Source organism: Actinomadura latina NBRC 106108 (genome assembly GCF_001552195.1).
Lineage (GTDB): Bacteria > Actinomycetota > Actinomycetes > Streptosporangiales > Streptosporangiaceae > Spirillospora > Spirillospora latina.
Map to the genome: position 1 here is coordinate 80999 of NZ_BCQS01000006.1, position 24192 is coordinate 105190.

The 24192-nt window shown below is 72.2% G+C and carries 20 protein-coding genes and 1 pseudogene; 10 read left to right on the plus strand and 11 right to left on the minus strand.

Features of this window, described 5'->3' with window-relative positions; genetic code table 11:
- Nucleotides 1-24: 24 nt before the first annotated feature.
- Both AL2_RS11030 and AL2_RS11035 read left to right on the plus strand, forming a co-directional pair.
- Entirely contained in the window at nt 25-993 is a 969-nt protein-coding gene (locus tag AL2_RS11030; RefSeq protein WP_067632729.1) for a ribonuclease Z, read from the plus strand.
- The gene (locus tag AL2_RS11035) at nt 986-2344 is read left to right on the plus strand and encodes a dihydrolipoyl dehydrogenase family protein (RefSeq protein WP_067632731.1); all 1359 of its coding nucleotides are present in this window, start codon (nt 986-988) and stop codon (nt 2342-2344) included. Before AL2_RS11030 ends, AL2_RS11035 begins: the two co-directional genes overlap by 8 nt.
- Here AL2_RS11035 and AL2_RS37355 read toward each other — a convergent pair.
- Together AL2_RS37355 and AL2_RS11040 are read right to left on the minus strand one after the other, a co-directional pair.
- A complete protein-coding gene (locus tag AL2_RS37355) occupies nt 2290-2805 on the minus strand; it encodes a hypothetical protein (RefSeq protein WP_157438097.1) in 516 nt (171 codons plus the stop codon). The two genes, AL2_RS11035 and AL2_RS37355, sit on opposite strands and share 55 nt — an antisense overlap.
- A gap of 37 nt (nt 2806-2842) precedes the next feature.
- Nucleotides 2843-3523 carry a recombinase family protein gene (locus tag AL2_RS11040; RefSeq protein ID WP_067632733.1) on the minus strand — a complete coding sequence of 227 codons (681 nt, stop codon included), beginning with the start codon at nt 3521-3523 and terminating at the stop codon, nt 2843-2845.
- Between the two features lie 115 nt (nt 3524-3638).
- Here AL2_RS11040 and AL2_RS11045 point away from each other — a divergent pair.
- Nucleotides 3639-5645 (plus strand): annotated as a pseudogene (locus tag AL2_RS11045) (thioredoxin domain-containing protein).
- 233 nt (nt 5646-5878) lie between these two features.
- On the plus strand, nt 5879-7033 hold the full coding sequence (locus tag AL2_RS11050) for a C40 family peptidase (RefSeq protein WP_210748294.1): 1155 nt from the start codon (nt 5879-5881) through the stop codon (nt 7031-7033).
- A gap of 30 nt (nt 7034-7063) precedes the next feature.
- On the opposite strand, the gene AL2_RS11055 is transcribed toward AL2_RS11050, so the two are convergent.
- Both AL2_RS11055 and AL2_RS11060 read right to left on the minus strand, forming a co-directional pair.
- Nucleotides 7064-7702: an acyl-CoA-like ligand-binding transcription factor gene (locus AL2_RS11055; RefSeq protein WP_067632737.1), complete on the minus strand. Its 639-nt coding sequence runs from the start codon at nt 7700-7702 to the stop codon at nt 7064-7066.
- Complete coding sequence (locus AL2_RS11060) at nt 7683-9221, minus strand: DHA2 family efflux MFS transporter permease subunit (RefSeq protein ID WP_067632739.1); 1539 nt, start codon at nt 9219-9221, stop codon at nt 7683-7685. The genes AL2_RS11055 and AL2_RS11060 overlap by 20 nt, the downstream gene beginning before the upstream one ends.
- 116 nt (nt 9222-9337) lie before the next feature.
- Here AL2_RS11060 and abmR point away from each other — a divergent pair, with 116 nt between their 5' ends.
- The 4 genes from abmR to AL2_RS11080 all read left to right on the plus strand — a co-directional run bounded on the left by abmR (nt 9338) and on the right by AL2_RS11080 (nt 13577).
- Entirely contained in the window at nt 9338-9859 is a 522-nt protein-coding gene (gene abmR, locus AL2_RS11065) for an ATP-binding transcription factor AbmR (RefSeq protein ID WP_067632741.1), read from the plus strand.
- A gap of 136 nt (nt 9860-9995) precedes the next feature.
- The gene (locus tag AL2_RS11070; protein ID WP_245666542.1) at nt 9996-10883 is read left to right on the plus strand and encodes an isoprenyl transferase; all 888 of its coding nucleotides are present in this window, start codon (nt 9996-9998) and stop codon (nt 10881-10883) included.
- A gap of 105 nt (nt 10884-10988) precedes the next feature.
- Nucleotides 10989-12326: an RNA 5'-3' helicase PhoH2 gene (gene phoH2, locus AL2_RS11075; RefSeq protein ID WP_157438112.1), complete on the plus strand. Its 1338-nt coding sequence runs from the start codon at nt 10989-10991 to the stop codon at nt 12324-12326.
- A gap of 435 nt (nt 12327-12761) precedes the next feature.
- Entirely contained in the window at nt 12762-13577 is an 816-nt protein-coding gene (locus AL2_RS11080) for an aggregation-promoting factor C-terminal-like domain-containing protein (protein WP_083946397.1), read from the plus strand.
- A 54-nt stretch (nt 13578-13631) separates the two neighbouring features.
- Here the strand turns inward: AL2_RS11080 and AL2_RS11085 are convergent, their stop codons facing one another.
- The 4 genes from AL2_RS11085 to AL2_RS11100 form a co-directional block, all read right to left on the minus strand.
- A complete protein-coding gene (locus tag AL2_RS11085; RefSeq protein ID WP_067632745.1) occupies nt 13632-15032 on the minus strand; it encodes a class II fumarate hydratase in 1401 nt (466 codons plus the stop codon).
- 96 nt (nt 15033-15128) lie between these two features.
- Complete coding sequence (locus AL2_RS11090; protein ID WP_083946398.1) at nt 15129-16397, minus strand: serine/threonine-protein kinase; 1269 nt, start codon at nt 16395-16397, stop codon at nt 15129-15131.
- 149 nt (nt 16398-16546) lie between these two features.
- On the minus strand, nt 16547-18187 hold the full coding sequence (locus AL2_RS11095; RefSeq protein ID WP_067632750.1) for a fumarate hydratase: 1641 nt from the start codon (nt 18185-18187) through the stop codon (nt 16547-16549).
- 1 nt (nt 18188) lies between these two features.
- The gene (locus AL2_RS11100; protein ID WP_067632752.1) at nt 18189-19130 is read right to left on the minus strand and encodes a DMT family transporter; all 942 of its coding nucleotides are present in this window, start codon (nt 19128-19130) and stop codon (nt 18189-18191) included.
- Between the two features lie 113 nt (nt 19131-19243).
- On the opposite strand from AL2_RS11100, the gene pdxR reads away from it, so the two are divergent.
- Nucleotides 19244-20668: a MocR-like pyridoxine biosynthesis transcription factor PdxR gene (gene pdxR / locus AL2_RS11105; RefSeq protein WP_067632754.1), complete on the plus strand. Its 1425-nt coding sequence runs from the start codon at nt 19244-19246 to the stop codon at nt 20666-20668.
- 29 nt (nt 20669-20697) lie between these two features.
- Nucleotides 20698-20928, plus strand: coding sequence for a hypothetical protein (locus AL2_RS11110; RefSeq protein ID WP_067632756.1), 231 nt, complete (start codon nt 20698-20700; stop codon nt 20926-20928).
- Nucleotides 20929-20974: 46 nt separating this feature from the next.
- Here the strand turns inward: AL2_RS11110 and AL2_RS11115 are convergent, their stop codons facing one another.
- The 3 genes from AL2_RS11115 to AL2_RS11125 all read right to left on the minus strand — a co-directional run bounded on the left by AL2_RS11115 (nt 20975) and on the right by AL2_RS11125 (nt 24160).
- Entirely contained in the window at nt 20975-22204 is a 1230-nt protein-coding gene (locus AL2_RS11115) for an MFS transporter (RefSeq protein WP_067632758.1), read from the minus strand.
- 92 nt (nt 22205-22296) lie between these two features.
- Nucleotides 22297-23103 (minus strand): ABC transporter permease, encoded by an 807-nt coding sequence (locus AL2_RS11120; protein WP_067632760.1) that lies wholly within the window; start codon nt 23101-23103, stop codon nt 22297-22299.
- Between the two features lie 103 nt (nt 23104-23206).
- Nucleotides 23207-24160, minus strand: a complete 954-nt coding sequence (locus AL2_RS11125) for an ABC transporter ATP-binding protein (RefSeq protein WP_083946399.1) — start codon at nt 24158-24160, stop codon at nt 23207-23209.
- Nucleotides 24161-24192: the final 32 nt, after the last annotated feature.

A 24192-nucleotide genomic window follows, 5' to 3' on the forward strand; every position in this document is an offset into this window, starting at 1 on the left:
TCCGCGACCCGGCACCATGGGGGGATGTCGGTTCGCGATCTGATCGTCCTCGGGTCCGCCAGCGCCGTGCCCACCAAGGCCCGCAACCACAACGGGTACCTGCTGCGCTGGGACGGGCACGGCGTGCTCTTCGACCCCGGCGAGGGGACGCAGCGGCAGATGTCGCGCGCCGGGGTCTCCGCGAACGACGTGACCTGGATCTGCGTGACGCACTTCCACGGCGACCACTGCCTCGGCGTGCCCGGCGTCGTCCAGCGCATCGCGCGCGACGGCGTCGAGCACCCGGTGGACGCCGCGTTCCCGGCGAGCGGACGGCGGTACTGGGAGCGGCTGCGGCACGCGGCCGTCTTCCGGGACACCGACGTGATCCGCGAGCGGCCCGTGTCGGGGGAGCGGATGCCGCTCGACACCGGCGGCGCGCCGTTCACCCTGGTCGCGCGCCGGCTGTCGCATCCGGTCGAGGCGTACGGGTACCGGCTGGAGGAACCGGACGGACGCACCATGCTGCCCGCCGAGCTCGCCGCGCGGGGCGTCCGGGGGCCGATGATCCGGCGGCTCCAGGAGGAGGGCCGGGTCACCGCGCCGGACGGCCGCGAGGTCACCCTCGACGAGTGCAGCGTGCCCCGTCCGGGGCAGAAGGTCGCCTTCATCATGGACACCCGGCTCTGCGACGGCGTCCGCGACCTGGCCGACGGTGTCGACATGCTGGTCATCGAGTCGACGTTCCGGCACGAGGACGCCGCGCTGGCCGCCGAGTACGGGCACCTCACGGCCGCGCAGGCGGGAGCCGTCGCGGCGGAGGCGGGCGTCCGGCACCTCGTCCTCACCCACTTCTCCGAGCGGTATCCCGCCGAGGACGAGCACCGCTACGTGGACGAGGCGTCCGCCGCGTTCGGCGGCGAGATCACCCTCGTCCACGACCTTGATCGGATTCCGATGCCGCCGCGCCGCCTAACCGAGCCGCAACGCGGGCAGGATCAACGGCATGGCTGACGAAGTCGATGTCGTGGTGATCGGTACGGGACCCGGGGGAGAGGACGCCGCCGGGCGGCTGGCGGAGGCGGGCCTGTCGGTCGTCGCCGTGGAGTCCCGGCTGGTCGGCGGCGAATGCCCGTACTACGCCTGCGTCCCCACCAAGATGATGGTGCGCGCGGCCGGACTCCTCGAAGAGGGCCGCCGCATCCCCGGGATGGCGGGCGAGGCGAGCGTCAGCCCCGGCTGGGCGCCGGTCGCGGCCCGCATCCGGGACGAGGCCACCGACTCGTGGGACGACAAGGTCGCCGCCGACCGCCTCACCGGCAAGGGCGTGAAGCTGGTGCGCGGCGAGGGCCGCATCACCGCCCCGGACGAGGTCAGGGTCGACGGCCAGGTCTTCCGCGCCCGCCGGGGCATCGTCCTCAACACCGGCACGGCTCCCGCGGCCCCGCCCATCGACGGCCTCGCGGACACGCCGTTCTGGACGAACCGGGAGGCCGTCCAGGCCACCGAGGTCCCCGCCTCGCTGCTCGTCCTCGGCGGCGGCGTCGTCGGCGCCGAGATGGCGCAGGTCTTCTCCCGGTTCGGCAGCCGCGTCACCATCGTGGAGGCGGCGGACCGCCTGCTCCTCAACGAGGAACCGGAGTCGAGCGCGCTGATCCAGGACGTCTTCGGACGCGAGGGCATCGGCGTCCGCACCGGCGTGAAGGTCACCGGCGTCGCCCATGACGGCGACGAGTTCACCATGCGCCTGGGCGACGAGAGCCTCGCCGCCGACCGCCTCCTCGTCGCGACCGGCCGCCGGCCCAACCTGAAGGGCCTCGGCCTGGAGCACGTCGGCCTGGACGAGAACGCCCGCAGCGTCTCCGTGGACGGCCGCATGCGCGCCGCCGGCGGCGTGTGGGCGATCGGCGACATCACCGGCATGGGCGCGTTCACGCACGTCTCCATGTACCAGGCGGCCATCGCCGTCCGGGACATCCTCGGCGAGGAGGGCTCGCCCGCCGCCTACCGCGCCGTCCCCCGCGTCACCTTCACCGACCCCGAGATCGCCTCGGTCGGCCTCACCGAGGCGCAGGCCCGCGACCAGAACCTGCCCGTCCGCACCGGCATGGCGAAGATCCCCGAGTCGGCCCGCGGCTGGATCCACAAGGCCGGCAACGACGGCTTCATCAAGCTCGTCGAGAACACCGAATGGGGCACCCTGGTCGGCGCCACGGCGGTCGGCCCGGCCGGCGGCGAGATCCTCGGCTTCCTCGCCGTCGCCGTCCACGCCGAGACGCCCACCGCCGTCCTCCGCGACATGATCTACGCCTACCCCACCTTCCACCGCGCCATCGAGACCGCTCTGGCCGACCTCACGACCTGAGCAGGTTCTCCGCTCGGCGATATCACCAGGCTCGCGTTGAGGATCGGGAGATAGCCCTCCCCGCGCCGACGCGGCCTTCCGCGTCCCGCCGGAAAGACCAGGACCGATCTGAGGGTCTGCGCGACGAGTGCCCGTCGCTGATGAAGGCTGTAGCCCCCTGCCTCCGGGCGCGTCCGCCATTGCCGGAGCCGCTCGGAGGCTTCGTCGCTGAAGGACGCCTCGACCGCCTCCCAGGCTTCCTTCTCCTTGAGTAGATCTTGCAGGATTTCCTCAAGGACCGCTGATCGCCGTAGGAACAGGGCGTCGGTGATGTCGCCCTTTTGACGGCGTGCGTGGAGTTCCTCTCGCCTGGCGTGGAATGCGTCGAGTTCCCGGGCCCGAGCCCATGCGGGCTGTTCGAGAGTGCCGGGTCGTGCGTTGGCGACGATGTCGAGGACGAGGTCGGTCACCTCCTGGTCCATCCATTCACCGCGCACTGCGCTGCCGCCGCATCCGCCATCACTCTTCGGGCGGCATGCGTACCGGTAAGTAGATTGACCGATCTTGGTAGCGCAGCCGGACATGACGCACCTGCAGAGCCGCCCGTCCACCTCCCGGCCGCAGAGGAGGAAGCCGGATAGCAGGTACTTGCGCGGGGTGCGTCCTCCGCTGTCCAAGCTCCGGCCTCCTGGGGCCCGGTGGCGTGGTGAGTACCGCCTGCGGACCGCCTCCCACTCGGACGGGCTGATGATGGGCTCCCAAGAGCCCATCGGCGGAGACCTCGTGCAATCCCTCCTCGTCGGCGTCCGACGCGTACAGGTCGCGCCGTCCTTGCCAGTCCACGAAGACGCGTCCGGGAGCGGCACGGAACGCGGTGACAAAGCGTTCCCACTGGACCGGTGTCTTGTAGATCCGGTCGATGTCCACCGTGATCACACCCTGCACAGGTTCGTCATCGCCGGTGCGGCCGCGATGCAGGTCGGCGAGCATCGACTCGAACCCGGGCCGGTTCTCACCGCGGCTTGCCGACCTGTCGTTGTCCGTGTACTGCTTGGTCACGATGGCTCCCGCGTCGCGTGCCATCGATTGACAGGCGGCGTGCTGGGCCTCCACGCCGAGGGCCGCGGCGAGCGTCTGCCGCTTCCCTGACAGGTCGCTGATGCGCGCGTACGCGATGAGGAGTGGCTGGGGAGAGCTCATCTCGTCTCGCCTTCCGGTCGGGCCGCTGGACGTGAGTGAAGTTACAGTCCGGGTCCGACATTTCACGGTGGGTGGTGGCGGGGAATGTGCTCGTTGCATGTGAGAGGCTGGAGAGGTGAACCGACTAGCTCAAGCTACGTCGCCATACCTCCTTCAGCACGCCACCAATCCGGTCGACTGGTGGGAATGGGGAGAGGGGGCGATCGCGGAGGCAAAGCGGCGGGACGTGCCCATACTGCTCTCAGTAGGGTACGCATCTTGCCACTGGTAGCTCCGCTGATCTCACTGGTGTCATGTGATGGCTCACCAGTCCTTCGAGGACGGTGAGACCGCGCGGGTCATGAACGAGCTGTTCGTGAACATCAAGGTGGACCGCGAAGAGCGGCCGGACATCGACGCCGTCTACATGGAGGCGACCCAGGCCATGACGGGCCAGGGCGGATGGCCGATGACGGTGTTCATGACCCCGGAGGGGCATCCGTTCTACTGCGGGACCTACTTCCCGCGCGCGCAGTTCCAGGCGCTGCTGCAGGCCGTCCACAAGGCGTGGACGGAGCAGCGCGGGGACGTGGCCGGGCAGGGGCAGCAGGTCGTCGCGGCGCTCAGCTCGCGGGGTTCGGGCCTGACCGGGACGGAGGTACCGGGCGAGGAACTGCTCGCGCGCGCGGTGAAGGCGCTCGGCGGGTCCTACGACGCGGCGCGCGGCGGGTTCGGGGGCGCGCCCAAGTTCCCGCCGTCCATGGCGCTGGAGTTCCTGCTGCGGCACCACGCGCGGACGGGCGACGACGAGTCGCTCGCGATGGCGTCGCACACCCTGGAGGCGATGGCCCGCGGCGGGATGTACGACCAGCTCGGCGGCGGGTTCGCGCGGTACTCGGTGGACGCGCGGTGGGTCGTGCCGCACTTCGAGAAGATGCTCTACGACAACGCGCTGCTGGCGCGGGTCTACGCGCACTGGTGGCGGCTCACCGGGACGCCGTTCGCGCGGCGTATCGCGCTGGAGACGTGCGACTGGATGCTCCGCGACCTGCGCACGGACGAGGGCGGGCTCGCCTCGGCGCTGGACGCCGACAGCGAGGGCGTCGAGGGCAAGTACTACGCGTGGACGCCGCAGCAGCTCCGCGAGGTGCTCGGCGAGGAGGACGGCGCGTTCGCGGAGGACCTGTTCGAGGTGACGGGGACGTTCGAGCGCGGGACGTCGGTTCTGCAACTCCTCGGCGAACCGGATGACGCCGAGCGCTACGAGCGCGTACGGACGGCCCTGCTGTCGGCGCGCGCGCACAGGGTTCCTCCCGCGCGGGACGACAAGGTCGTGGCCGCCTGGAACGGCCTCGCCATCGCCGCCCTCGCCGAGTGCGGCGCGCTGTTCGACCGGCCGGACCTCGTCCGGGCGGCCGAGGAGGTGGCGCGGCTCGTGCTGGACGTGCACGAGCGTGACGGGCGGCTGACGCGGACGTCCAAGGACGGGACGGCGGGCGCCAACTCCGGCGTCCTGGAGGACTACGCCGACATGGCCGAGGGCCTGATCGCCCTGCACGGCGTCACCGGCGACCCGCGGCACGTGCGGCTGGCCGGCGAGCTGCTGAACACCGTCCTCGAACGGTTCACCGACGGCGGAGGCGGCTTCTACGACACGGCCGACGACGCGGAGAAGCTGTTCCGGCGCCCGCAGGACCCGACCGACAACGCGACCCCGTCCGGGCAGTTCGCGGCGGCCGGGGCGCTGCTGTCGTTCGCGGCGCTCACCGGCTCCGACCGGCACCGGGAGGCCGCCGAGCAGGCGCTGGCCCCGGCCGGGACGCTCGCCCGGGAGCACGCGCGGTTCGCGGGCTGGGGGCTGGCCGTGGCGGAGGCGCGCGCGGCGGGCCCGGTGGAGGTCGCCGTGATCGGCGACCCGGCCGACGAGCGCACGAAGGCGCTGCACCGGACGGCCCTGATGGCGGTCGCGCCCGGCGCGGTGGTGAGCGTCGGCCCGCCGGACGCGGAGGGCGTCCCGCTGCTGGAGGGGCGCGGCCTGGTGGACGGGGTGCCGGCCGCGTACGTGTGCCGCGGGTTCGTGTGCCGGCTGCCGGTGTCGACGACGGCCGACCTCGCCCGCGAACTACGTGGGCAATTGGACTGAAGGTCCACTTTGTGGCAACGTGACCTTGGTCTCGTTCGCGCTTTGTGTTACCAATGAGTAGCCGGGGCGGAAGTGACCCGATGGGGCCTGGCGGGCGAGGGTGCCGGGTGGCGTCCCGGGTATCTGGACGATGGCCGGTCACCTGAGTCATAGTCGTTGCTCAGGACGGTCAGGGCACAGGGCGACCTTCGAGGAGTGTGGCAGTGGGCAAGCCGAACCGCCGGATCCTACCGATGATCATCGGCGTTTCGGTGCTGACGACGCTCGCCGCCAACGTGGCCGTCCTCATCTCCCACGACGACACCCCCGCGCAGGCCCGGCAGGACGAGAAGCGCGCCCGCTACGTGGCCGCGTCCGGCAGCACGAACCTGTCGCCCGCGGCGGTCGCGCCGCTCGGCAAGCGGCTCACCCCGCACGTCCTGGTGGCGGCGCCGTCGACGCTGCCCGCGGACGTCGTCCAGAAGATCCGCGGCGCGAAGGGCGTGGCGGGCGTCGAGCTCGTGGACGCCGTGCAGGGCATGGTCGCCGGCAAGCGGGTCGGGCTGATGGGCGTGAACCCGGCCACGTTCCGCAACTACACGCCGAAGCCGACCGCCAAGTCGGACGCGCTCTGGCGCAACCTGGCGTCCGGCGATGTCGCGATCTCGTTCACGATGGGCAGCGACGGCGGCGTCAAGCTCGGCAGCCAGGTGCCCGTCGGCGGCAAGCAGCACCAGTCGCAGCTGCGCGTCGGCGCCTACGCGACGATGGGCATCAGCGACGTCGACGCGGTCATCTCGCACACCACCGCGCAGGCCCTCGGGATGCCGAGCGGCAACGCGATGCTGATCAGCGTGCCGAAGAGCAAGCCGAAGACGTTCATCAAGAAGCTGCGCAAGGTCCTGCCGAAGCAGGCGAAGGCCGTCGCGGTCAACCCGGAGATCGACTTCCCGAAGAGCGGGAACCTCCCCACGTCCAGCGGCCAGGTCATGACCGCGCAGCAGGTGCGGACGGTGATCAAGGCGGCGTACACGCGGCTCGGCTGGCCGTACGTGTGGGGCGGCGAGTCGGAGGCCGAGGGCGGCTACGACTGCTCCGGCCTGATGCAGTTCGCGTTCGCCAAGGCGGGCATCAGGCTGCCGCGCGTCGCCGCCGACCAGGCCCGCGCCGGCTGGGTGATCCCCTACGCCAAGGCCGAGCCGGGCGACATGCTCATCTGGGCGAACGACCCGACCGCCCCCGGCTACATCTCGCACATCGCCCTCTACCTGGGCGGCGGCAAGATGCTCGCCGCCCCGCGCCGCGGCACCGTGGTGCAGATCCAGAACGTCTACACCCGCAACATGCGCGGCGCCGTCCGCGTGAGCCCCAAGACCGCCGCCAAGGTGGCCGCCGCCATCGGCGGCTGACGCGGCGTCGTCACAGGTGCAGCCGCGTCGTCACAAAGGGCAACCGCGGCCCAGGAAGGCCAGGTTGCGGTCGAGGAGGCCGGGGAGCTCCTCGTAGGAGACCTTGCCGTCGATCAGCCGGTACATGGCGGCCTGCATGACGCCGAGGACGGCCCAGCTGAACGCCTCCACGTCGGGGTCGTCGGCGGCCCGTCCCGTCCGCTCGCCGATGGCCTCGCTCATGAGCTCGAAGGTGCCGCGCATCGACTCGAACGTGCGGCCGCGCAGGGCGGGGTTGTCCGCGGTGAGCCGCAGCCGCGTCCTGATGGCGTCCAGGTCGGTCTCGTACAGCTGGGGGAGGATCTCCCGCAGCATGGCGCGCAGCGCCTCGATCGCCGGCAGTTCGGGCGGCTGGTCGCGGATGACCTGCGCCATGATCGGGTCGTACTCGTCGGTGACGACGACGTCTTCCTTGGTGGGGAAGTAGCGGAAGAACGTGCTCGGCGAGATCTCCGCCGCCGCCGCGATCTGCTCGACGGTCGTCTCGTCGTACCCCCGCTCGGCGAACAGCCGGAGGGCGTGGTCCTGGATCGCCCTCCGGGTCCGCAGCTTCTTGCGCTCCCGCAGCGGGAGGCGGGAGAGCCGGTCTTCCAGCCGGTCGATCGCGTGCTCAGGGGACGACGTGCTCATGGGTCGATTCTCTGTCATCGGCGGCGGGGACCGCATCCCCGGCCGTGCGCCGCGGCATGAAGAGCCACAGCAGGACGGCGGCGGCGACCGCGGCGGCCCCGCAGGCGGCGAGCACCGCGTCCATGCCGTGGACGTAGGCGTCCCGCGCGGAGGCGAGCAGCGCGCCGTCGTGCAGGCGGCCGGCGAGGGCGGCGGCGCCGCCCACCGACTCGCGGGCGGCGCCGGCGGCGTCCGCGGGCAGGCCGCCGGTGGCGACGCGGTCGCGGTAGATCCCGGACAGGATGCTGCCGAGGCCGGCGACGCCGAGGGTGCCGCCGGTCTGGCGGAGCGCCTGGACGAGCCCGGACCCGCGTCCGGCCTGGTCGGCGGGGAGCGCGGCGAGCACCGCGTCCATCGCCGGGATCAGCGTGAGGCCGGAGCCGACGCCGATGACGACGAGCCATGGCACGGTGGCGGCGTAGCCGTCGCCGGCGGTGCTGAGCATGCCCCAGCCGAAGCCGGCCGCCAGTACCAGCAGGCCCGTCACGATGATCGGCTTGTGCCCGGCGCGGGCCGCGGCCCGGTCGGTGACGACCGCGCCGGCCAGCAGGCCGAGCAGCATCGGGATCAGCCGCAGCCCGGTGTCGAACACGCCGGCGCCCTGGACGGCCTGCAGGTACTGCGGCAGGACGAACAGGATCCCGCCCAGCATCAGGTTCGCGATCACGGCGGCGACCATCGCCCAGACGAACGCGTTGTCGCGGAACAGCGCCATGTTCAGCATCGGCTCCGCGGCCCGCCGCTCCCAGAGCACGAACCCGGTGAGGACGAGCGCGGAGGCGGCGAACGAGACGAGCACGACGGGATCGGTCCAGCCGCGCACCGGCCCCTCGATGACCCCGTAGACCAGCGCGACGAGGCCCGCCATCGACAGCAGCGAGCCGGCGAGGTCGACCCGCGGCGCCGCCGGGTCCCTGGTCTCGGGCAGCAGCAGTGCCACCGCGATGCCGCCGACCACGACGACCGGGACGTTGATCAGGAAGATCGAGCCCCACCAGAAGTTGTCGAGGAGCCAGCCGCCGAGCAGCGGTCCGAGCGGCAGCCCGAGCGCGTTGGCGGCGGCCCAGATCGCGACCGCCCTGGTCCGCTCCTCCGGCGGGAAGACCGCCGGGAGCATGGACATGGACAGCGGCAGCACGACCGCCGCGCCGACCCCCATGAACGCGCGGGCCGCGATGAGGCCGCCGGTGCCGTCCGCGAGCGCCCCGGCGAGGGAGGCGGCGCCGAAGATCCCGAGACCCGTGAGCAGCAGCCACTTGCGGCCGAACCGGTCGCCGAGCAGCCCGGCCGGCAGCAGCAGCGCACCGAACACCAGCAGGTAGGAGTCCACGATCCACTGCAGTTCGCTGGTGCTCGCGCGCAGGTCCTCGGACAGCGTGGTCAGCGCCACGTTGAGGATCGTCATGTCGAATCCGAGCGCCAGCATGCAGAGCGACAGCGCGCCCAGCCCGAGCCAGCGCCGGGTGTATCCGACCGTCATGAGTGCCACCTTCAAATGAGTCGAACTATGAAATGAGAGTAACTCTCAAAAGATGGCCGATGTCAAACAGGGTGGCCGGCTGGCGTAGTCGATTGTGGAGCTGTAATTTTGATTACATGACTACGAGCGAAGCGGCCGAGGAGCTGCGCGGCTGGTTCTCCGGGCGGCTTCCGGACGAGTGGTTCGACGGCGCCCCCGAGGTCGTCCTCGACCGCGAGGAGGCCAGCGTCATCGGCCGGCTCACCGTCCCGGCCGCCGCCGAGGCGGTGGCGGGCGCGGAGCGGGCCGGAGTGATCGCCGGGCACGTCCAGCGGTTCCGCGAGGAGACCCGCGAGCAGCGCATCGGCATCGCCCGCGAGGCCGAGCAGCGCTTCGGCTACAAGGTCTCCTGGGGCATCGAGTGCGACGGCGAGCGGGAGATGTTCACCCACCTCTCGGTGCCGGTCATGACCCGGCTGCGGCAGCCCGAGCGGCGCGTCCTGGACACGCTCGTGGACGCCGGCGTCGCGCGCAGCCGCAGCGACGCGCTCGCCTGGTGCGTCCGGCTCGTCGGCAAGAACACCGACGTGTGGCTCGCCGAACTGCGCACCGCGCTGCGGCACGTCGAACGCGCCCGCGCGGCCGGCCCCACGGCCTGAGCAGGCCGGCCGTCCCTTCGCAGGCAGGTTCGCGCGCTGTACCCCGACCTCACCGAAACGGCGGGAGAAGTGTCGCGGCGGGGCCATAATTGAGCGGTCCTCCCGCCAGGGACGGGTCGCTCGAAGGGAAGCCCACATGGGGGTTCGGCGTACGGGAATGCCGCGCTTCGCGAAGCAGCGCGGCGGGCGCAGCGAGGGCGCGCGCCGCCGCCCCGCCGAGGGCGGGCGGCTGGTCTCCGCCCTCCGGCGCAGCGGCCCGTACGCGGCCGTCCGCGACGTCGTCTACCGGCTGTACGAGCGCCGCGTCGAGGCCGACCTGCCGACCGACGTCACCCCCAGGCACGTCGGCGTCATACTCGACGGCAACCGGCGCTGGGCCAGGTCGATGGGCCTGGCCGACGTGAACACCGGGCACCAGCGCGGCGCGCAGAAGATCTCCGAGCTGCTGCAGTGGAGCGCGGAGGCCGGCGTCGAGGTGGTCACGCTGTGGCTGCTGTCCACCGACAACCTCAACCGCCCCGCCGCCGAGCTGGCGCCGCTGCTGGAGATCATCGAGAACACCGTCCGCAAGCTCGCCGCCGACGGCTGGCGCGTCAAGCCCGTCGGCGCCCTCGACCTGCTGCCCGATAAGACCGCCCGCGTCCTTAAAGATGCGGGTGAGGCCACATCTGGCGCTCCCGGCCTGATTGTGAACGTCGCGGTTGGGTATGGAGGTAGGCGTGAGATCGCTGATGCGGTGCGCTCACTGCTCATCGAGCAGGCGAGCCGGGGCACCAGCATCGAGGAACTCGCCGAGTCCCTCGACGTGGAGCACATCGCGGAGCATCTCTACACGCGCGGCCAGCCGGATCCGGACCTGGTCATCCGCACCTCGGGGGAGCAGCGTCTCTCCGGCTTCATGCTCTGGCAGAGCGCCCACTCGGAGTTCTACTTCTGCGAAGTCCATTGGCCGGACTTCCGCAAGGTGGACTTCCTCCGGGCGATGCGCTCCTATGCCGCGCGGCACCGGCGCTACGGTACCTGACCGTCCCACGCGGACCACCGCCCCCGCGGCGGACCTGCGCGCCACCGGTTGGTTCCCCATAGTCAGGGAGATCGAGTGGCCACATCCTCCCCGCGCCGTCCCGGCATGTCCGGGAACACCTCCGGAACCTCCGTTCCGGAGCGGCGCACGTACGTCCTCGACACCAGCGTCCTGCTCGCCGACCCCGGGGCGCTGACCCGGTTCGCCGAGCACGAGGTCGTACTCCCCATCGTCGTCATCTCCGAGCTGGAGGCCAAGCGCCACCACCCAGAGCTCGGGTACTTCGCCCGGCAGGCGCTGCGCACGCTGGACGACCTGCGGCTGCGGCACGGCCGGCTGGACGAGGCCGTGTCCGTCGAGGGGCCGAACGGCGACCAGGGCGGCACGCTCCGCGTCGAGCTGAACCACTCCGACCCGAGCGTCCTGCCGGACGGCTTCCGGCTCGGCGACAACGACACCCGGATCCTGTCGGTGGCCGCCTGGCTGGCGCACGAGGGACGGGACGTCGTGCTCGTCTCCAAGGACCTGCCGATGCGGGTGAAGGCGTCCGCGGTCGGGATCGCCGCCGAGGAGTACCGGGCGGAGCTGGCGGTCGTGGAGTCCGGCTGGACCGGCATGCGCGAGCTGGAGGTGCCCGCCGGGGCCGTCGAGGAGCTGTACGAGTCGGGCGGCACCGACCTTGAGGAGGCCGCGGACCTGCCCTGCCACACCGGCCTGCGGCTGCTGTCGGAGCGCGGCTCGGCGCTCGGCCGGACGCTGCCGGACAAGTCCGTGAAGCTCGTGCGCGGCGACCGCGAGGTGTTCGGGCTGCGCGGCCGGTCCGCCGAGCAGCGGATCGCGCTCGACCTGCTGATGGACGAGGACGTCGGCATCGTCTCGCTCGGCGGCCGGGCCGGCACGGGCAAGTCGGCCCTCGCGCTGTGCGCGGGGCTGGAGGCCGTCATGGAGCGGCGCCGGCACCGCAAGGTCGTGGTGTTCCGCCCGCTGTACGCGGTCGGCGGCCAGGACCTCGGCTACCTGCCCGGCTCGGAGAACGAGAAGATGTCGCCGTGGGCGCAGGCCGTCTACGACACGCTGTCGGCGGTGACGACGCCGGAGGTCATCGACGAGGTCGTGGAACGCGACATGCTGGAGGTCCTGCCGCTCACGCACATCCGGGGCCGGTCGCTGCACGACGCGTTCGTGATCGTGGACGAGGCGCAGTCGCTGGAGCGGGGCGTGCTGCTGACCGTCCTGTCGCGGATCGGCTCGGGCTCGCGGGTCGTGCTGACCCATGACGTGGCGCAGCGCGACAACCTGCGGGTGGGGCGGCACGACGGCGTCGCGGCCGTGGTGGAACGTTTGAAGGGGCACCCGCTCTTCGCGCATGTGACGCTGACCAGGTCGGAGCGCTCGCCGATCGCCGAGCTGGTGACCGACATGCTCGGCGACGTCGGCGTGTAGGGAGGGCGTGTAGGGAGGGGACGGGAGACACGTCGAAACCCCGGCGGGCCGGTGCTGGCCGCCGGGGTCTCGTGTCTCAGAACAACCCGGGCCATTCCCTACGGAACGTGATCATTAAACCTCGTACCGTAGAGCTGTGATTAAGGTCACATTTCACCGTCCGGCGGCGGAGATGCCCAGGCCCGCCGCGGGTTTCGGCGGTGCCGCGGGGGAGTTGACAAGAGTCCCACCGGCCGCATTTGTCTCGTTTCGGTTGCGAAGCGGGCTGCGGACTCCGGCATTGTGTCTCCTCGTAAGCACCCCCCGATAGGTGCCCGACCGGGGGTGGAAGCAGCTCGTGCGCGTGTCCATGCGCGTGCGACCGTCGGAAGGACCGCCTTGTACGGAGACCATCCCGGGTCCCCTAGGCGAGACGAACGACAGGACGATGTGCGGGTGGCCGGCAGCGACCGGACCCGGATCGGCGCCCCCGCCGGCGACACGCTGGGCTTCCAGGCGATGCCGCCGCGGCCGATGCGCACCGGCGTCTCCGCGACGGGGCCGCACGACGAGATCGGGTCGGACCGGCGCGGGCCGCAGGGCGGCAGCGGCGGCTCCGGCCGCCGCAACGGCATGCGGATCGTCGCGGTCGCCGCGGGCGCGGCCGTCGTGATCGGCGGCGGCGCGGCCGCCGCGTTCGCGCTGACCGGCGGTTCCGGTGGTTCCGGTGGCGACCGCACGACCCTCAAGCCGACGCGGCAGCAGGCGGACGCCGCCGCGCCCAAGGTCGACCCGAAGGTCCTGGAGCAGCAGCGGCGCGACCTGGCCCTCGAACGCGCCTCGCGCAAGACGCGCGAGGACAGCTCCAAGGGGCCGTCCCTGCTCCCCAAGGGCAAGCCGATCCCCACCAAGACGCCGGAGAAGAAGAAGTCCGGCGGCGGCAGCGGCCCGGTCGGCGACCCGGTGCCGAAGGGCGAGGCGCAGGAGATCGCCAAGAAGCTCATGCCGAGCTTCGGGTTCACCGGCGACGGCCAGTTCGGCTGCCTGGTGAATCTCTGGGACCGGGAGAGCGGCTGGAACACCCACGCGGCGAACCCGTCGGGCGCGTACGGCATCCCGCAGGCCCTGCCCGGCTCCAAGATGGGGAGCGCGGGCCCCGACTGGCAGAACAACGCCACCACGCAGATCAAGTGGGGCCTCGGCTACATCAAGGACCGCTACAAGACGCCCTGCGGCGGCTGGTCGCACTTCCAGTCGGTCGGCTGGTACTGACCCGCCTCCGGCGCGTCCCGGCCCGCACAGGGCGGCTGGGACGCGTCCGGCCGGTCACGTGCGGGACGAACGGGTCATCCCGAGTACGTCCAGCGCCTCGTCCAGCTGCTCCGCAGTGAGCCTGCCCTCGTCGACGTAGCCGCGTTCCAGCACGACCTCGCGGATCGTCCTCCGCTCGGCGAGCGCCTGCTTGGCGACCTTCGCCGCCTCCTCGTAGCCGATGTAGCGGTTCAGCGGCGTCACGATCGACGGTGAGGACTCGGCGTACTCGCGCATCCTGCCCTCGTCGGCCTCGATGCCGTCCACGCAGCGGTCCGCGAGCAGCCGCGACGCGTTCGCCAGCAGGGTGATCGACTCCAGCACGTTGCGGGCCAGCATCGGCAGCATCACGTTCAGCTCGAAGTTGCCGGCCGCGCCGCCGAACGCCACCGCCGCGTCGTTCCCGATGACCTGCGCGGCGACCTGCGTCACCGCCTCCGGGATCACCGGGTTCACCTTCCCCGGCATGATGGATGAGCCGGGCTGCAGGTCGGGCAGCCGGATCTCGGCGAGCCCCGCGCGGGGCCCGGACCCCATCCAGCGCAGATCATTGGCGATCTTGTTGAGGCTCACCGCGACGGTGCGGAGCGCGCCGCTCGCCTCCACCAGCCCGTCCCGCGCGCCCTGCGCCTCGAAGTGGTCGCGGGCCTCGGTCAGCGGCAGCCCGCTGACCCGCGCGATCTCCGCGATGACGCGGGCGGCGAAGCCCTCCGGCGTGTTGATGCCGGTGCCGACGGCCGTCCCGCCGAGGGGCAGTTCGGCGAGCCGCGGCAGGACGGCCTCCAGCCGCTCCACGCCGTGCCCGACCTGCGCCGCGTAGCCGCCGAACTCCTGGCCGAGCGTCACCGGCGTCGCGTCCATCAGGTGCGTCCGGCCCGACTTCACCACCGTCGCGAACTCGCCGGCCTTGCGCGCCAGCGCGGCCTCCAGATGCCGCAACGCGGGGATCAGCTCGTGCAGGACGGCCCCGGTCGCCGCGATGTGGATGGACGACGGGAACACGTCGTTGGACGACTGAGAGGCGTTCACGTGGTCGTTCGGATGGACGGGGCGGCCGAGCCGCTCCTGCGCCAGCGTCGCCACGACCTCGTTCGCGTTCATGTTGGACGACGTCCCGGACCCGGTCTGGAACACGTCGATGGGGAACTGGTCGTCCCACCTGCCGTCGGCGACCTCCCGGGCGGCCTCGGCGACGGCGCCCGCGATGTCCTCGCCGAGCACGCCGAGTTCGGCGTTGACCGTCGCCGCCGCGGCCTTGATCTGGCCGAGCGCCGCGATGTGCGCGCCCTCCAGCGTCCGCCCGGAGATGGGGAAGTTCTCCACCGCGCGCTGCGTCTGCGCCCGCCACTTGGCCGCGGCCGGCACCCGCACCTCGCCCATGGAGTCGTGCTCGACCCGGAACCCCTGCTCGGACATGGAAAGCCTCCCGCTGCTCTTCGGCCGTCCTTCATGGCAGCCCGTCGGGCGACTCCCGCATTCCCCGGTGCGAGCCTTCTCACTCCCTGGTCCGGCTCACTCCTTGTTCAGGGTGTAGTTCTTGCGCTCCTTCGGCTTGCCGGCCGCTTCCTCCTTGCCGTTGACCCACACGTCGCAGGCGGACGCGTCGTAGATCACGGCGTTCAGGCGCGGCTGGTCGTACTGCCGCAGGTCGCCCTTGTGGAGGCTCTCGTCGGTGAGCACGGTGATCGTGTCGCCCGGCACCGAGACGAAGATCCGGCACTCCTCGTTGCGGGCCCGCACGACCAGCGTGCTGGACTCGACGCCGGGCGGCGCGGTGGCCTGGGGAGAGCCCGCCGGGCGGGACGAGGTGGCGGCGGCGGTGGGGGAGGGCCCGGGGCTCTCCCGCATCATGCCGACGATGAGCGCGGTCGCGCCGATCCCGCAGGAGGCGACGGTCGCGCCGATGAGCGCGATCACGGCCATCAGCCGGTAGCGGGGCGTCGGCGGGCGGCGGCCGGACCGCGGCCCGGTGAGCGCCCGTTCGAGCCGGTCGACCGCGCGCGCGTGGCTGAGCCGGCGGGTCGGGTTCTTCTCCAGCAGCCCGGTGATGACGGGCGCGAGCGCGCCCGCGTTCTGCGGGGCCGGGGTCGACTCGTTCGCCAGCGCGGACAGCGTCGCCATCACGTTCTCGCGTTCGAACGGCGGGCGGCCCTCCAGTGCGGCGTACAGCGTCGCGCCGAGGGACCACAGGTCCGACCGGGGCGTGGCCTTCTCCCCGGCGGCGACTTCGGGCGCGACGTACGCGGGCGAGCCCATGAAGTGGCCCGTCTTCGTCAGGCTCGCCGAGCCGGACGAGAACGCGAGGCCGAAGTCGGTCAGCACGACCCTGTCGCCGTCCAGCAGCACGTTGCTGGGCTTGAGGTCGCGGTGCACTATCCCGGCCTTGTGCGCGACGTTCAGCGCGTCCAGCAGGGCGCGGCCGATGTGCGCGACGCGGTCGGCCGGCAGGGGGCCGGACCGCTCGATGAGCTGTTCGAGGCTCGGCGCCTCGATCATCTCCATCACGATCCAGGGCCGGCCCTGCTCGATGACGACGTCGTACACCTCGACGATGGAGTGCGTGCGCAGCTGAGCGGGCGCGCGCGCCTCCCGCAGGGTGCGGCGGTAGAAGACCACCCGGTCGTCCTCGGAGAGGTCCTCGGGGAGCCGCAGCTCCTTGATCGCCACCGAGCGATCGAGGAGCTCGTCATGCCCTCTCCAGACGGTGCCGTTGGCACCCTGACCTATTTCCGAGACCAGCCGGTAGCGCGTCGCTAGAACGAGGCGCTCTGACTGTGACATGGCGGAAAAGATACCGGAGTGGCCAGGCGGTCATCGGGGAGACCTCAGTAGGAACTAAATTTTTGGCCCAATACTGTGACCTACCGACGAGAAACAACCGGGATGGGGCGGCCGACGGCCCTCCGCGATCCGTCAGCCGCTGCCGAAGGTCAGCGCCTGCCGATCGTCAGGACGGGGCCGGAGGTGTCGGCGAAGAAGTCCTCGCCCTTGTCGTCGACCACGATGAACGCCGGGAAGTCCTCGACCTCGATCTTCCAGACGGCCTCCATCCCGAGTTCCGGGTACTCCAGCACCTCGACCTTCTTGATGCAGTCCTGGGCGAGGCGGGCGGCCGGGCCGCCGATCGAGCCGAGGTAGAAGCCGCCGTGCTCCTTGCACGCGTCGGTGACCTGCTTCGACCGGTTGCCCTTGGCGAGCATGACCAGCGAGCCGCCGGCGGCCTGGAACTGCTCGACGTAGGAGTCCATCCGGCCGGCCGTGGTGGGGCCGAACGAGCCGGACGCGTAGCCCTCCGGCGTCTTGGCGGGCCCCGCGTAGTAGACGGCGTGGTCGCGCAGGTACTGCGGCATCGGCTCGCCCGCGTCCAGCCGCTCCTTGATCTTGGCGTGCGCGATGTCGCGGGCCACGACGAGCGGGCCGGTCAGCGACAGCCGCGTCTTCACCGGGTACCTGGTCAGCTCGGCGCGGATCTCCGCCATCGGCCGGTTCAGGTCGATGCCGACCACCTGGTCGTCCAGGTGCTCGTCGGTCGTGTCGGGCAGGTACCGGGCCGGGTCGGTCTCCAGCCGCTCCAGGAACACGCCCTCCGCGGTGATCTTCGCCTGGGCCTGCCGGTCGGCGCTGCACGACACCGCGATCGCCACCGGGCAGGACGCGCCGTGCCGCGGCAGCCGGATCACCCGCACGTCGTGGCAGAAGTACTTGCCGCCGAACTGCGCGCCGATGCCGAGCTTCTGCGTCAGCTCGAACACCTGGAGCTCCAGCTCCAGGTCGCGGAACCCGTGGCCCAGGGGAGAGCCCTCCGACGGCATCGTGTCGAGGTAGTGGGCCGAGGCGTACTTCGCGGTCTTGAGCGCGTACTCGGCGGACGTCCCGCCCACCACGATCGCCAGGTGGTACGGGGGGCACGCGGCGGTGCCCAGCGAGCGGATCTTCTCCTCCAGGAAGGACAGCATCCGCTTCGGGTTCAGGACGGCCTTGGTCTCCTGGTACAGGAACGACTTGTTCGCGCTGCCGCCGCCCTTGGCCATGAACAGGAACTTGTAGGCGTCGCCGGGCGCCGCGTACAACTCGATCTGCGCGGGCAGGTTGTTGCCGGTGTTCTTCTCGTCCCACATCGTGACCGGAGCCATCTGCGAGTAGCGCAGGTTCAGCTTCGTGTACGCGTCGTACACGCCGCGCGAGATGTGCTCCTCGTCGCGCCCGTCCGTGAGGACGTGCTGGCCGCGCTTGCCCATCACGATCGCGGTGCCGGTGTCCTGGCACATGGGCAGGACGCCGCCGGACGCGATGCCCGCGTTCTTCAGCAGGTCCAGCGCGACGAACCGGTCGTTGGGGGACGCCTCGGGGTCGTCCAGGATCCGGCGGAGCTGCGCCAGGTGCGCGGGGCGCAGCAGGTGCGCGACGTCGCGCATCGCGGTCTCGGTGAGCAGCCGCAGCGCCTCCGGCTCGACCTGCAGGAACGTCCGGCCGTTCGCTTCGAAGGTGGACACGCCGGCGGAGGTCAGCAGCCGGTAGTCGGTCTCGTCCGGGCCGAGCGGCAGCAGGTCGGTGTAGGAGAACTCAGGCATCTCAGGCAGATCCTCGCGCGATTCCGATGGGGGCCGCATCACAGGTTACGGGCTCGGGAACGACCGGTTCGCGTGGGGCGACCCGTGCCCGCAGCCCGACCACGACGCCCGCCGCGACCAGCGCGGCGCCCGCGAGATCCGCCGGCCTCGGCCGGCCGAGGCCGAGCGCGACCGTCGTGACGACCGCGCTGACCGGGATCAGTCCCGCGAACAGCCCCGCCCGGTCGGCGCCGAGCCGCCCGATCGCGTCGTACCAGAGCAGGAACGCGATCGTGGTGACGACGGCGGACAGGTAGGCGAAGCCGGCCAGCTCGCCCGCGGTCGGGACGCGCAGCACCGCCGTCCCGTCCACGGCGGCGCCGAGGACCAGCAGCATCGGGGCCGCCAGCGCGGCGGAGTAGGCCGACACCCGCAGCGGGCCGAGCCGGGGCAGCAGCGGGACGGCGAGCAGCGAGAAGCACACCTCCCCGGCGAGCGCGCCGAGCGAGAACAGCAGCCCGCGGGCGCTCCCGCCGCCGAGGCCGTTGGCCAGCCCCGCGCCCGCCGCGACCACGCACGCCGACACCACGATCGCCGGGGCCGGGCGGCGCCCCTCCAGCAGGGGTCCCACCAGCGCCAGGACGATCGGGACCGTCGCGATCACCGTGCCGATCGTGGCCGGGCTCGTGTCCCGCGTCGCCTCGACGATGCAGACGTTGAACGCCACCAGGCCCGTCGCCGCCAGCGCGGCCAGCAGCAGCCAGTCGCGCGGCGACGGGCGCGCCGCCGGGCCGCCGGCGAGGCGGGCCGCGGCGAGCAGCACGGCCGCGGCGGCCGCGTACCGGACCGCCTGGCCGCCGAACAGGGGGTAGCCGGCGATGGCCGCCGACACCGCGGTCAGCGTGCCGACCAGGAACATCGCGGTGCCGGCGCCGGCCGTGCCGCGTCGCTGAGAGCCGTTCATGGACGCAACGCTAGGAGCGTATTGGCTTGCCAAACAGAGCCAATCCATGCGCTGATAGATAGACCATTGCAGATCTCGTGACGCTTGCGGCGTCTCCCGGCGCTGAGTGTGGTGTGACCGACCTTCACCTTCCCCTGGACCGGTCCGCCGGCCGGCTGGCGGCGCAGATCGCCGCCGGCTTCCGCGCGGCCGTGCGCTCCGGGCGGCTGACCGCCGGGACCCGGCTGCCGTCGAGCCGTGACCTGGCGCGCGACCTGGACGTCTCGCGGGGCGTCGTCGTCACCGCCTACGAGCAGCTCACCGCGGAGGGCTTCCTGATCGCCCGGCGCGGGGACGGCACCCGGATCGCGCCGCTCGCCCGCCCCGACGAGGAGGCCGCGCCGCCGCGCGAGAGGACCGCGCGCCCCGCCGCGCCGGCGCGGCCGGACGGCGCCCCGCCCCGCTACGACCTGATCCCCGGCCGCCCCGACCTGGCGGCCTTCCCCCGCGAACGCTGGATCGCCGCCGCCCGCGCCGCGCTGCGCACCCTTCCGCACGACGCGCTCGGCTACCCCGACGCCGGCGGCGTCCCGGCGCTGCGCGCGGAACTGGCGGGCTACCTCGGCCGGGTCCGCGCCGCGCACGCCGACCCGGGCCGGGTCGTGATCATGAACGGGGTCGCGCACGGGCTGTCGGCCCTGCTCGCGCTGCTGCGCGCCGCCGGGCACCGGGAGCTCGCGGTCGAGGACCCGACGAGCGCCCGGCAGCTGCCGATGATGGAGACCGCCGGGCTGCGGCTCGTCCGCGCCCCGGTGGACGGCGAGGGCCTGGACGTCGCGGCGCTCATGCGCAGCGGGGCGCGGGCCGTGCTGGTCACGCCCGCGCACCAGTACCCGACCGGGGTCGTGCTGTCCGCGGCCCGCCGCGCCGCGCTCATCGCCTGGGCGCGGGACGTGGACGGCCTGATCCTGGAGGACGACTACGACGCCGAGTTCCGCTACGACCGCGACCCCGTCGGCTGCCTCCAGGGCGTGGACCCCGACCGCGTCGTCCTGCTCGGCTCGGTGAGCAAGTCCCTCGCCCCCGCGCTGCGGCTCGGCTGGGCCGTCGCGCCGCCGTCCATCGCCGGGCGGCTGCGCGAGCACCGCGCCCACACCGACCTGGGCGCGCCCGTCCTGGAGCAGCACGCGCTGACCGAGTTCCTCCGGAGCGGCGGGTACGACCGGCACCTGCGCACCATGCGGCGCCGGTACCGGGCCCGCCGCGACGCCCTCGCCGGCGCGCTGGCCGCCCGTCTCCCCGACGCGAGGGTTCACGGCGTCTCAGCGGGCATCCACCTCTACGTGGAACTGCCGGCCGGATGCGACGAGGACGAGGTCGTGGCCCGCGCCGCGCGAGCGGGCGTGGCGGTCACGGGCGCCCGGTCCCTCTGGTCGGCCGGACGCGCCGGCACCGCGCCGCCCGCGCTCGTCCTCGGCTACGCCGGGCTCTCGGAGACCCGCCTGGTCAAGGCCGCGGAACTGCTGGGTCAAGCGGTTACCTCCGGGGCCGGTGGGTAAGACTCGCATCCCCGGTGTAGGAGGTACGGATGAGTCTGGACGAGGCCGCACGGCAACTGAAGATGGCCGGCCACGACGCGCAGGTGGCCTTCGACTGCATCGGCTTGGGCGACCTCGATCGGGCCCAGGAGCACGCGGTGACCCTGCGGGCCGCCGCCGACGCCGCCGAGGTGGCGCTCAGCCGCGCGCTGAAGGACATGACGCCCGAGCAGGCCCAAGCCGAAGGCGAGAAGGCGATCAGGTCGCTCGAAGACGCCTGAACTCCCCAGGGGGCCGCCCCCTGGGAGTTTCAGACCGTGGGGAGTTTCAGACCGTGGGGCGTTCCATGGCGGGGGCGTCCGGCTTGGCGCCCTTCACCGGTTTCGGGTCGAAGCCCTTGGCGGTGACGAAGACGACCAGGATCAGGACCGTGGGGACGATGAAGGCTATGCGCAGGCCGTGGTCCGCGCTCAGCGGGGCGATGGCGCCCACGACGGCGGCGCCCAGGACGAAGCCGACGTAGTTGAAGATGTTCACGCGTGACACGGCCACGCCCAGGCCCGTCGGGTCGACGCGTCCGGCGGCGGAGAAGGAGACCGGGGCGATCACGCTGAGGCCGAGACCGGCGAGCGCGAGCGCGGCGATGGCGAAGGCCGCGTTCGGTGCCGCGACCACGCCCGCCATGCCGACGATGCCGACCAGCCCGCCGATCCGGACCACCTGGACGGCGCCCGAGCGGCGGACGGCGAAGTCGGCGACGCCCCGGCTGATCACCATCGTGACCTGGTAGGCGACGTAGCCGAGCGGCGCGACCCAGTCGCTCGCGGACAGCTCGTCGTCCAGGTACTTGGCGCCGTAGTTGGAGATCGCCGCGTCGGCGAGGTAGGCGACCGCCATCGCGGCGCCGACGACGAGGATCGGGCGCCACGGGACGCTGCGCCCGGCGGCCTTCAGCTCCTCGGCGGTCGGGCCGCCGCCCTCCTCCGCCCGCCGGTAGAGGCGGTGCCCGGTGGCGAGGGACGCGACGACGCCCACGGCGGCGGCGATCGCGAAGCAGGTGAACAGCGACAGGTCGACCTTGTTGGACAGCGACGCCCAGAGCCCGCCGAGGATGCCCGCGACGCTCCACACCGCGTAGAACCCGGTGATCAGGCTGAGCCCGTAGCGGCGCTCGACGGCGACCGCCTGCGCGTTCATCGAGGCGTCCACCGCGCCGACGAACAGGCCGAAGAGCGCGACCGCGACGTACAGCGCGACGTCGTTGTCGCCGGTGAGGCCGATCAGCGCGATCGTGGCGGCCACGGCCGGCTGGGCGACCCGCAGTACCGGGCCGCTGCCGAGCCGCCGGAACAGGGCGCCGGACACGACGCTGCCCACCCCGGCGACCAGCGGCACCATCAGCAGCACCAGCGAGAGCGTGGCGTCGCTCAGGTGGTGCGCCTTCTGCATCTGCGGCACCTGCGTCACCAGCGAGGCGAAGCAGAGCCCCTGGACGGCGAACGCCGTGTACGCGGCGAACCGGGCCTGGCGGTCCCGCGCGGTGATGCCCTGGGTCATGCGGCCCGACCTCTCTGAGCTGCGCAACGTGAAGAAGATTCGCGTCAGCGTAGGGACAGGGTACGCGGCCAGTCAATCGTCCCGAGGGGGCGTCAGTCGATGAGGCGGTTCCGCATGCCGCGGACCGCGATGACCCACATCAGCGCCGCGAACGCGATCAGGCCCGCCAGATGGCCGAGGTCGGCCAGCGGGTCGAGGCCGAACACCGCGTCCCGGACCAGCTCCACGCAGTGGTAGAGCGGGTTGAGGTAGGAGACCGTCTGCGCCCAGTCCGGCAGCGCGCTCACCGGGAAGAACGTCCCGGCGATCAGGAACAGCGGCGTCACCACGCCGGTGATCACGTAGTCGAACGAGTTGATCGACGGCACCACCGAGGACGTCCACATGCCGAACAGGCCGAAGCCGAGCGCGGTGAAGAACGTCACGAACGGCACCAGCAGCATCCCGAACGAGGGGTCGAGGCCGAAGAACAGCGCCACGACGAGCGGCGTGCACGAGTACACCGCCGACTTGGCCGCGATCCACAGCGCCTCGGCCGTCACCAGCTCGTGGACGTCCACCGGCGCGGCCAGCATCCCGTCGTAGGTGTGCTGGAAGACCCGCCTGATGTAGCCGTTGAACATGCCCGGGAACACCGACGTGAACAGCGCCGCCGTCCCGACCACGCCCGTCGCCACGAAGTCGAGGTACCGGTAGTCGCCGATCATCGCGACCATCGACCCGAACCCGTAGCCGAACGCGAGCAGGAAGAACGTCGGCTCCACCATCGAGGCGAACGACTGCGACTTCCAGTACCGCTTGTAGAGGGCCAGCTCGTGCCGCCAGATGCCCCGCACGGGCGCGAACTCGAACCGCCTGAGCCGCGGCGCCCCTTCCATCTGCGCGCTCACTCCGCTCATTCCTGTTCCCTGCGGGGGGTCGACCCCCCGCACCCCCCGGTTCGCCCTGCTCATGCCTGTTCCCTGCGGGGGCCGACCCCCCGCGCCCCCCGGTTCGCTCCGCTCATTCCACACGCTCCCCGGTCAGTACGACGAACACGTCCTCAAGGCTGGCGGCGCGGCGCACGCCGTCCGGGCCCAGCTCGTCCTCCAGCGAAGGCGGGATCGTCTCGGCCTTCAGCACCGACACCGACGGCCCGGTGCGGCGCGTGGCCAGCCCGGCGGCCCTGGCCAGCCGCTCCACCTCCGTCAGCCGGTCGGGCGGCCCGTAGTGCTCGACGACCCGGTCGCCCGCGTACTCGGCGACCAGCTCGGACGGCGAGCCCCGCGCGATGACCTTCCCGTGCGACATCAGCGCGCACTCGTCCGCCAGGCGCTCGGCCTCCTCGATGTAGTGCGTCGACATCAGCACCGTCGTCCCCCCGGCGCGCAGCCCGTCGATCAGCCCCCACAGCTCCGCCCGTACCTGCGGGTCGAGGCCGACCGTCGGCTCGTCCAGCAGGACGAGCGCGGGCCGGTGCACCAGCCCCCGCGCGATCAGCAGGCGCCGCCGCATGCCGCCGGACAGGTCGTCCACCTTGGTCTTCTGCCGCCCGGTGAGGTGCGCGACCGCCAGCGCGTCGTCCACCGCCTTGCGCCGCTCCCCGCGCGGCACCCGGTACAGGTGCGCGAACACCTCCAGGTTCTCCCGCGCTGTCAGCTCCTCGTCGAGGTTGTCCTGCTGCGGGACGACACCCATCACGGCCCGCGCGCGCTTGGACTCGCGCGGGACGTCGAAGCCGAGCACGCGGATGCTCCCCTCGTCCGCGATCGCCTGCGCGGTCAGCATCTTCATCGTCGTCGACTTCCCGGCGCCGTTCGGGCCCAGCAGCCCCATGCAGGCCCCGGCGGGGACTTCCAGGTCCAGCCCGTCCACGGCGGTGAAGCCGCCGAACCGCTTCACGACGCCGCGCAGGCTGATCGCCGCCGCGCCGGCCCCGTCCCGGGCGGCCGCGATCTGGGCACGTTGCAAGGTCATGCTCCTCACACTAGGAACACCGGGGGACACAT

What these genes read in the sequence shown, in the direction of transcription:
- AL2_RS11030 (WP_067632729.1), top strand. Translation starts at nt 25, where the DNA reads ATGTCGGTTCGCGATCTGATCGTCCTCGGGTCCGCCAGCGCCGTGCCC.
- AL2_RS11035 (WP_067632731.1), top strand. Translation starts at nt 986, where the DNA reads ATGGCTGACGAAGTCGATGTCGTGGTGATCGGTACGGGACCCGGGGGA.
- AL2_RS37355 (WP_157438097.1), bottom strand. Translation starts at nt 2,805, where the DNA reads ATGGACCAGGAGGTGACCGACCTCGTCCTCGACATCGTCGCCAACGCA.
- AL2_RS11040 (WP_067632733.1), bottom strand. Translation starts at nt 3,523, where the DNA reads ATGAGCTCTCCCCAGCCACTCCTCATCGCGTACGCGCGCATCAGCGAC.
- AL2_RS11050 (WP_210748294.1), top strand. Translation starts at nt 5,879, where the DNA reads ATGATCATCGGCGTTTCGGTGCTGACGACGCTCGCCGCCAACGTGGCC.
- AL2_RS11055 (WP_067632737.1), bottom strand. Translation starts at nt 7,702, where the DNA reads ATGAGCACGTCGTCCCCTGAGCACGCGATCGACCGGCTGGAAGACCGG.
- AL2_RS11060 (WP_067632739.1), bottom strand. Translation starts at nt 9,221, where the DNA reads ATGACGGTCGGATACACCCGGCGCTGGCTCGGGCTGGGCGCGCTGTCG.
- abmR (WP_067632741.1), top strand. Translation starts at nt 9,338, where the DNA reads ATGACTACGAGCGAAGCGGCCGAGGAGCTGCGCGGCTGGTTCTCCGGG.
- AL2_RS11070 (WP_245666542.1), top strand. Translation starts at nt 9,996, where the DNA reads ATGGGGGTTCGGCGTACGGGAATGCCGCGCTTCGCGAAGCAGCGCGGC.
- phoH2 (WP_157438112.1), top strand. Translation starts at nt 10,989, where the DNA reads ATGTCCGGGAACACCTCCGGAACCTCCGTTCCGGAGCGGCGCACGTAC.
- AL2_RS11085 (WP_067632745.1), bottom strand. Translation starts at nt 15,032, where the DNA reads ATGTCCGAGCAGGGGTTCCGGGTCGAGCACGACTCCATGGGCGAGGTG.
- AL2_RS11090 (WP_083946398.1), bottom strand. Translation starts at nt 16,397, where the DNA reads ATGTCACAGTCAGAGCGCCTCGTTCTAGCGACGCGCTACCGGCTGGTC.
- AL2_RS11095 (WP_067632750.1), bottom strand. Translation starts at nt 18,187, where the DNA reads ATGCCTGAGTTCTCCTACACCGACCTGCTGCCGCTCGGCCCGGACGAG.
- AL2_RS11100 (WP_067632752.1), bottom strand. Translation starts at nt 19,130, where the DNA reads ATGAACGGCTCTCAGCGACGCGGCACGGCCGGCGCCGGCACCGCGATG.
- AL2_RS11110 (WP_067632756.1), top strand. Translation starts at nt 20,698, where the DNA reads ATGAGTCTGGACGAGGCCGCACGGCAACTGAAGATGGCCGGCCACGAC.
- AL2_RS11115 (WP_067632758.1), bottom strand. Translation starts at nt 22,204, where the DNA reads ATGACCCAGGGCATCACCGCGCGGGACCGCCAGGCCCGGTTCGCCGCG.
- AL2_RS11120 (WP_067632760.1), bottom strand. Translation starts at nt 23,103, where the DNA reads ATGAGCGGAGTGAGCGCGCAGATGGAAGGGGCGCCGCGGCTCAGGCGG.
- AL2_RS11125 (WP_083946399.1), bottom strand. Translation starts at nt 24,160, where the DNA reads ATGACCTTGCAACGTGCCCAGATCGCGGCCGCCCGGGACGGGGCCGGC.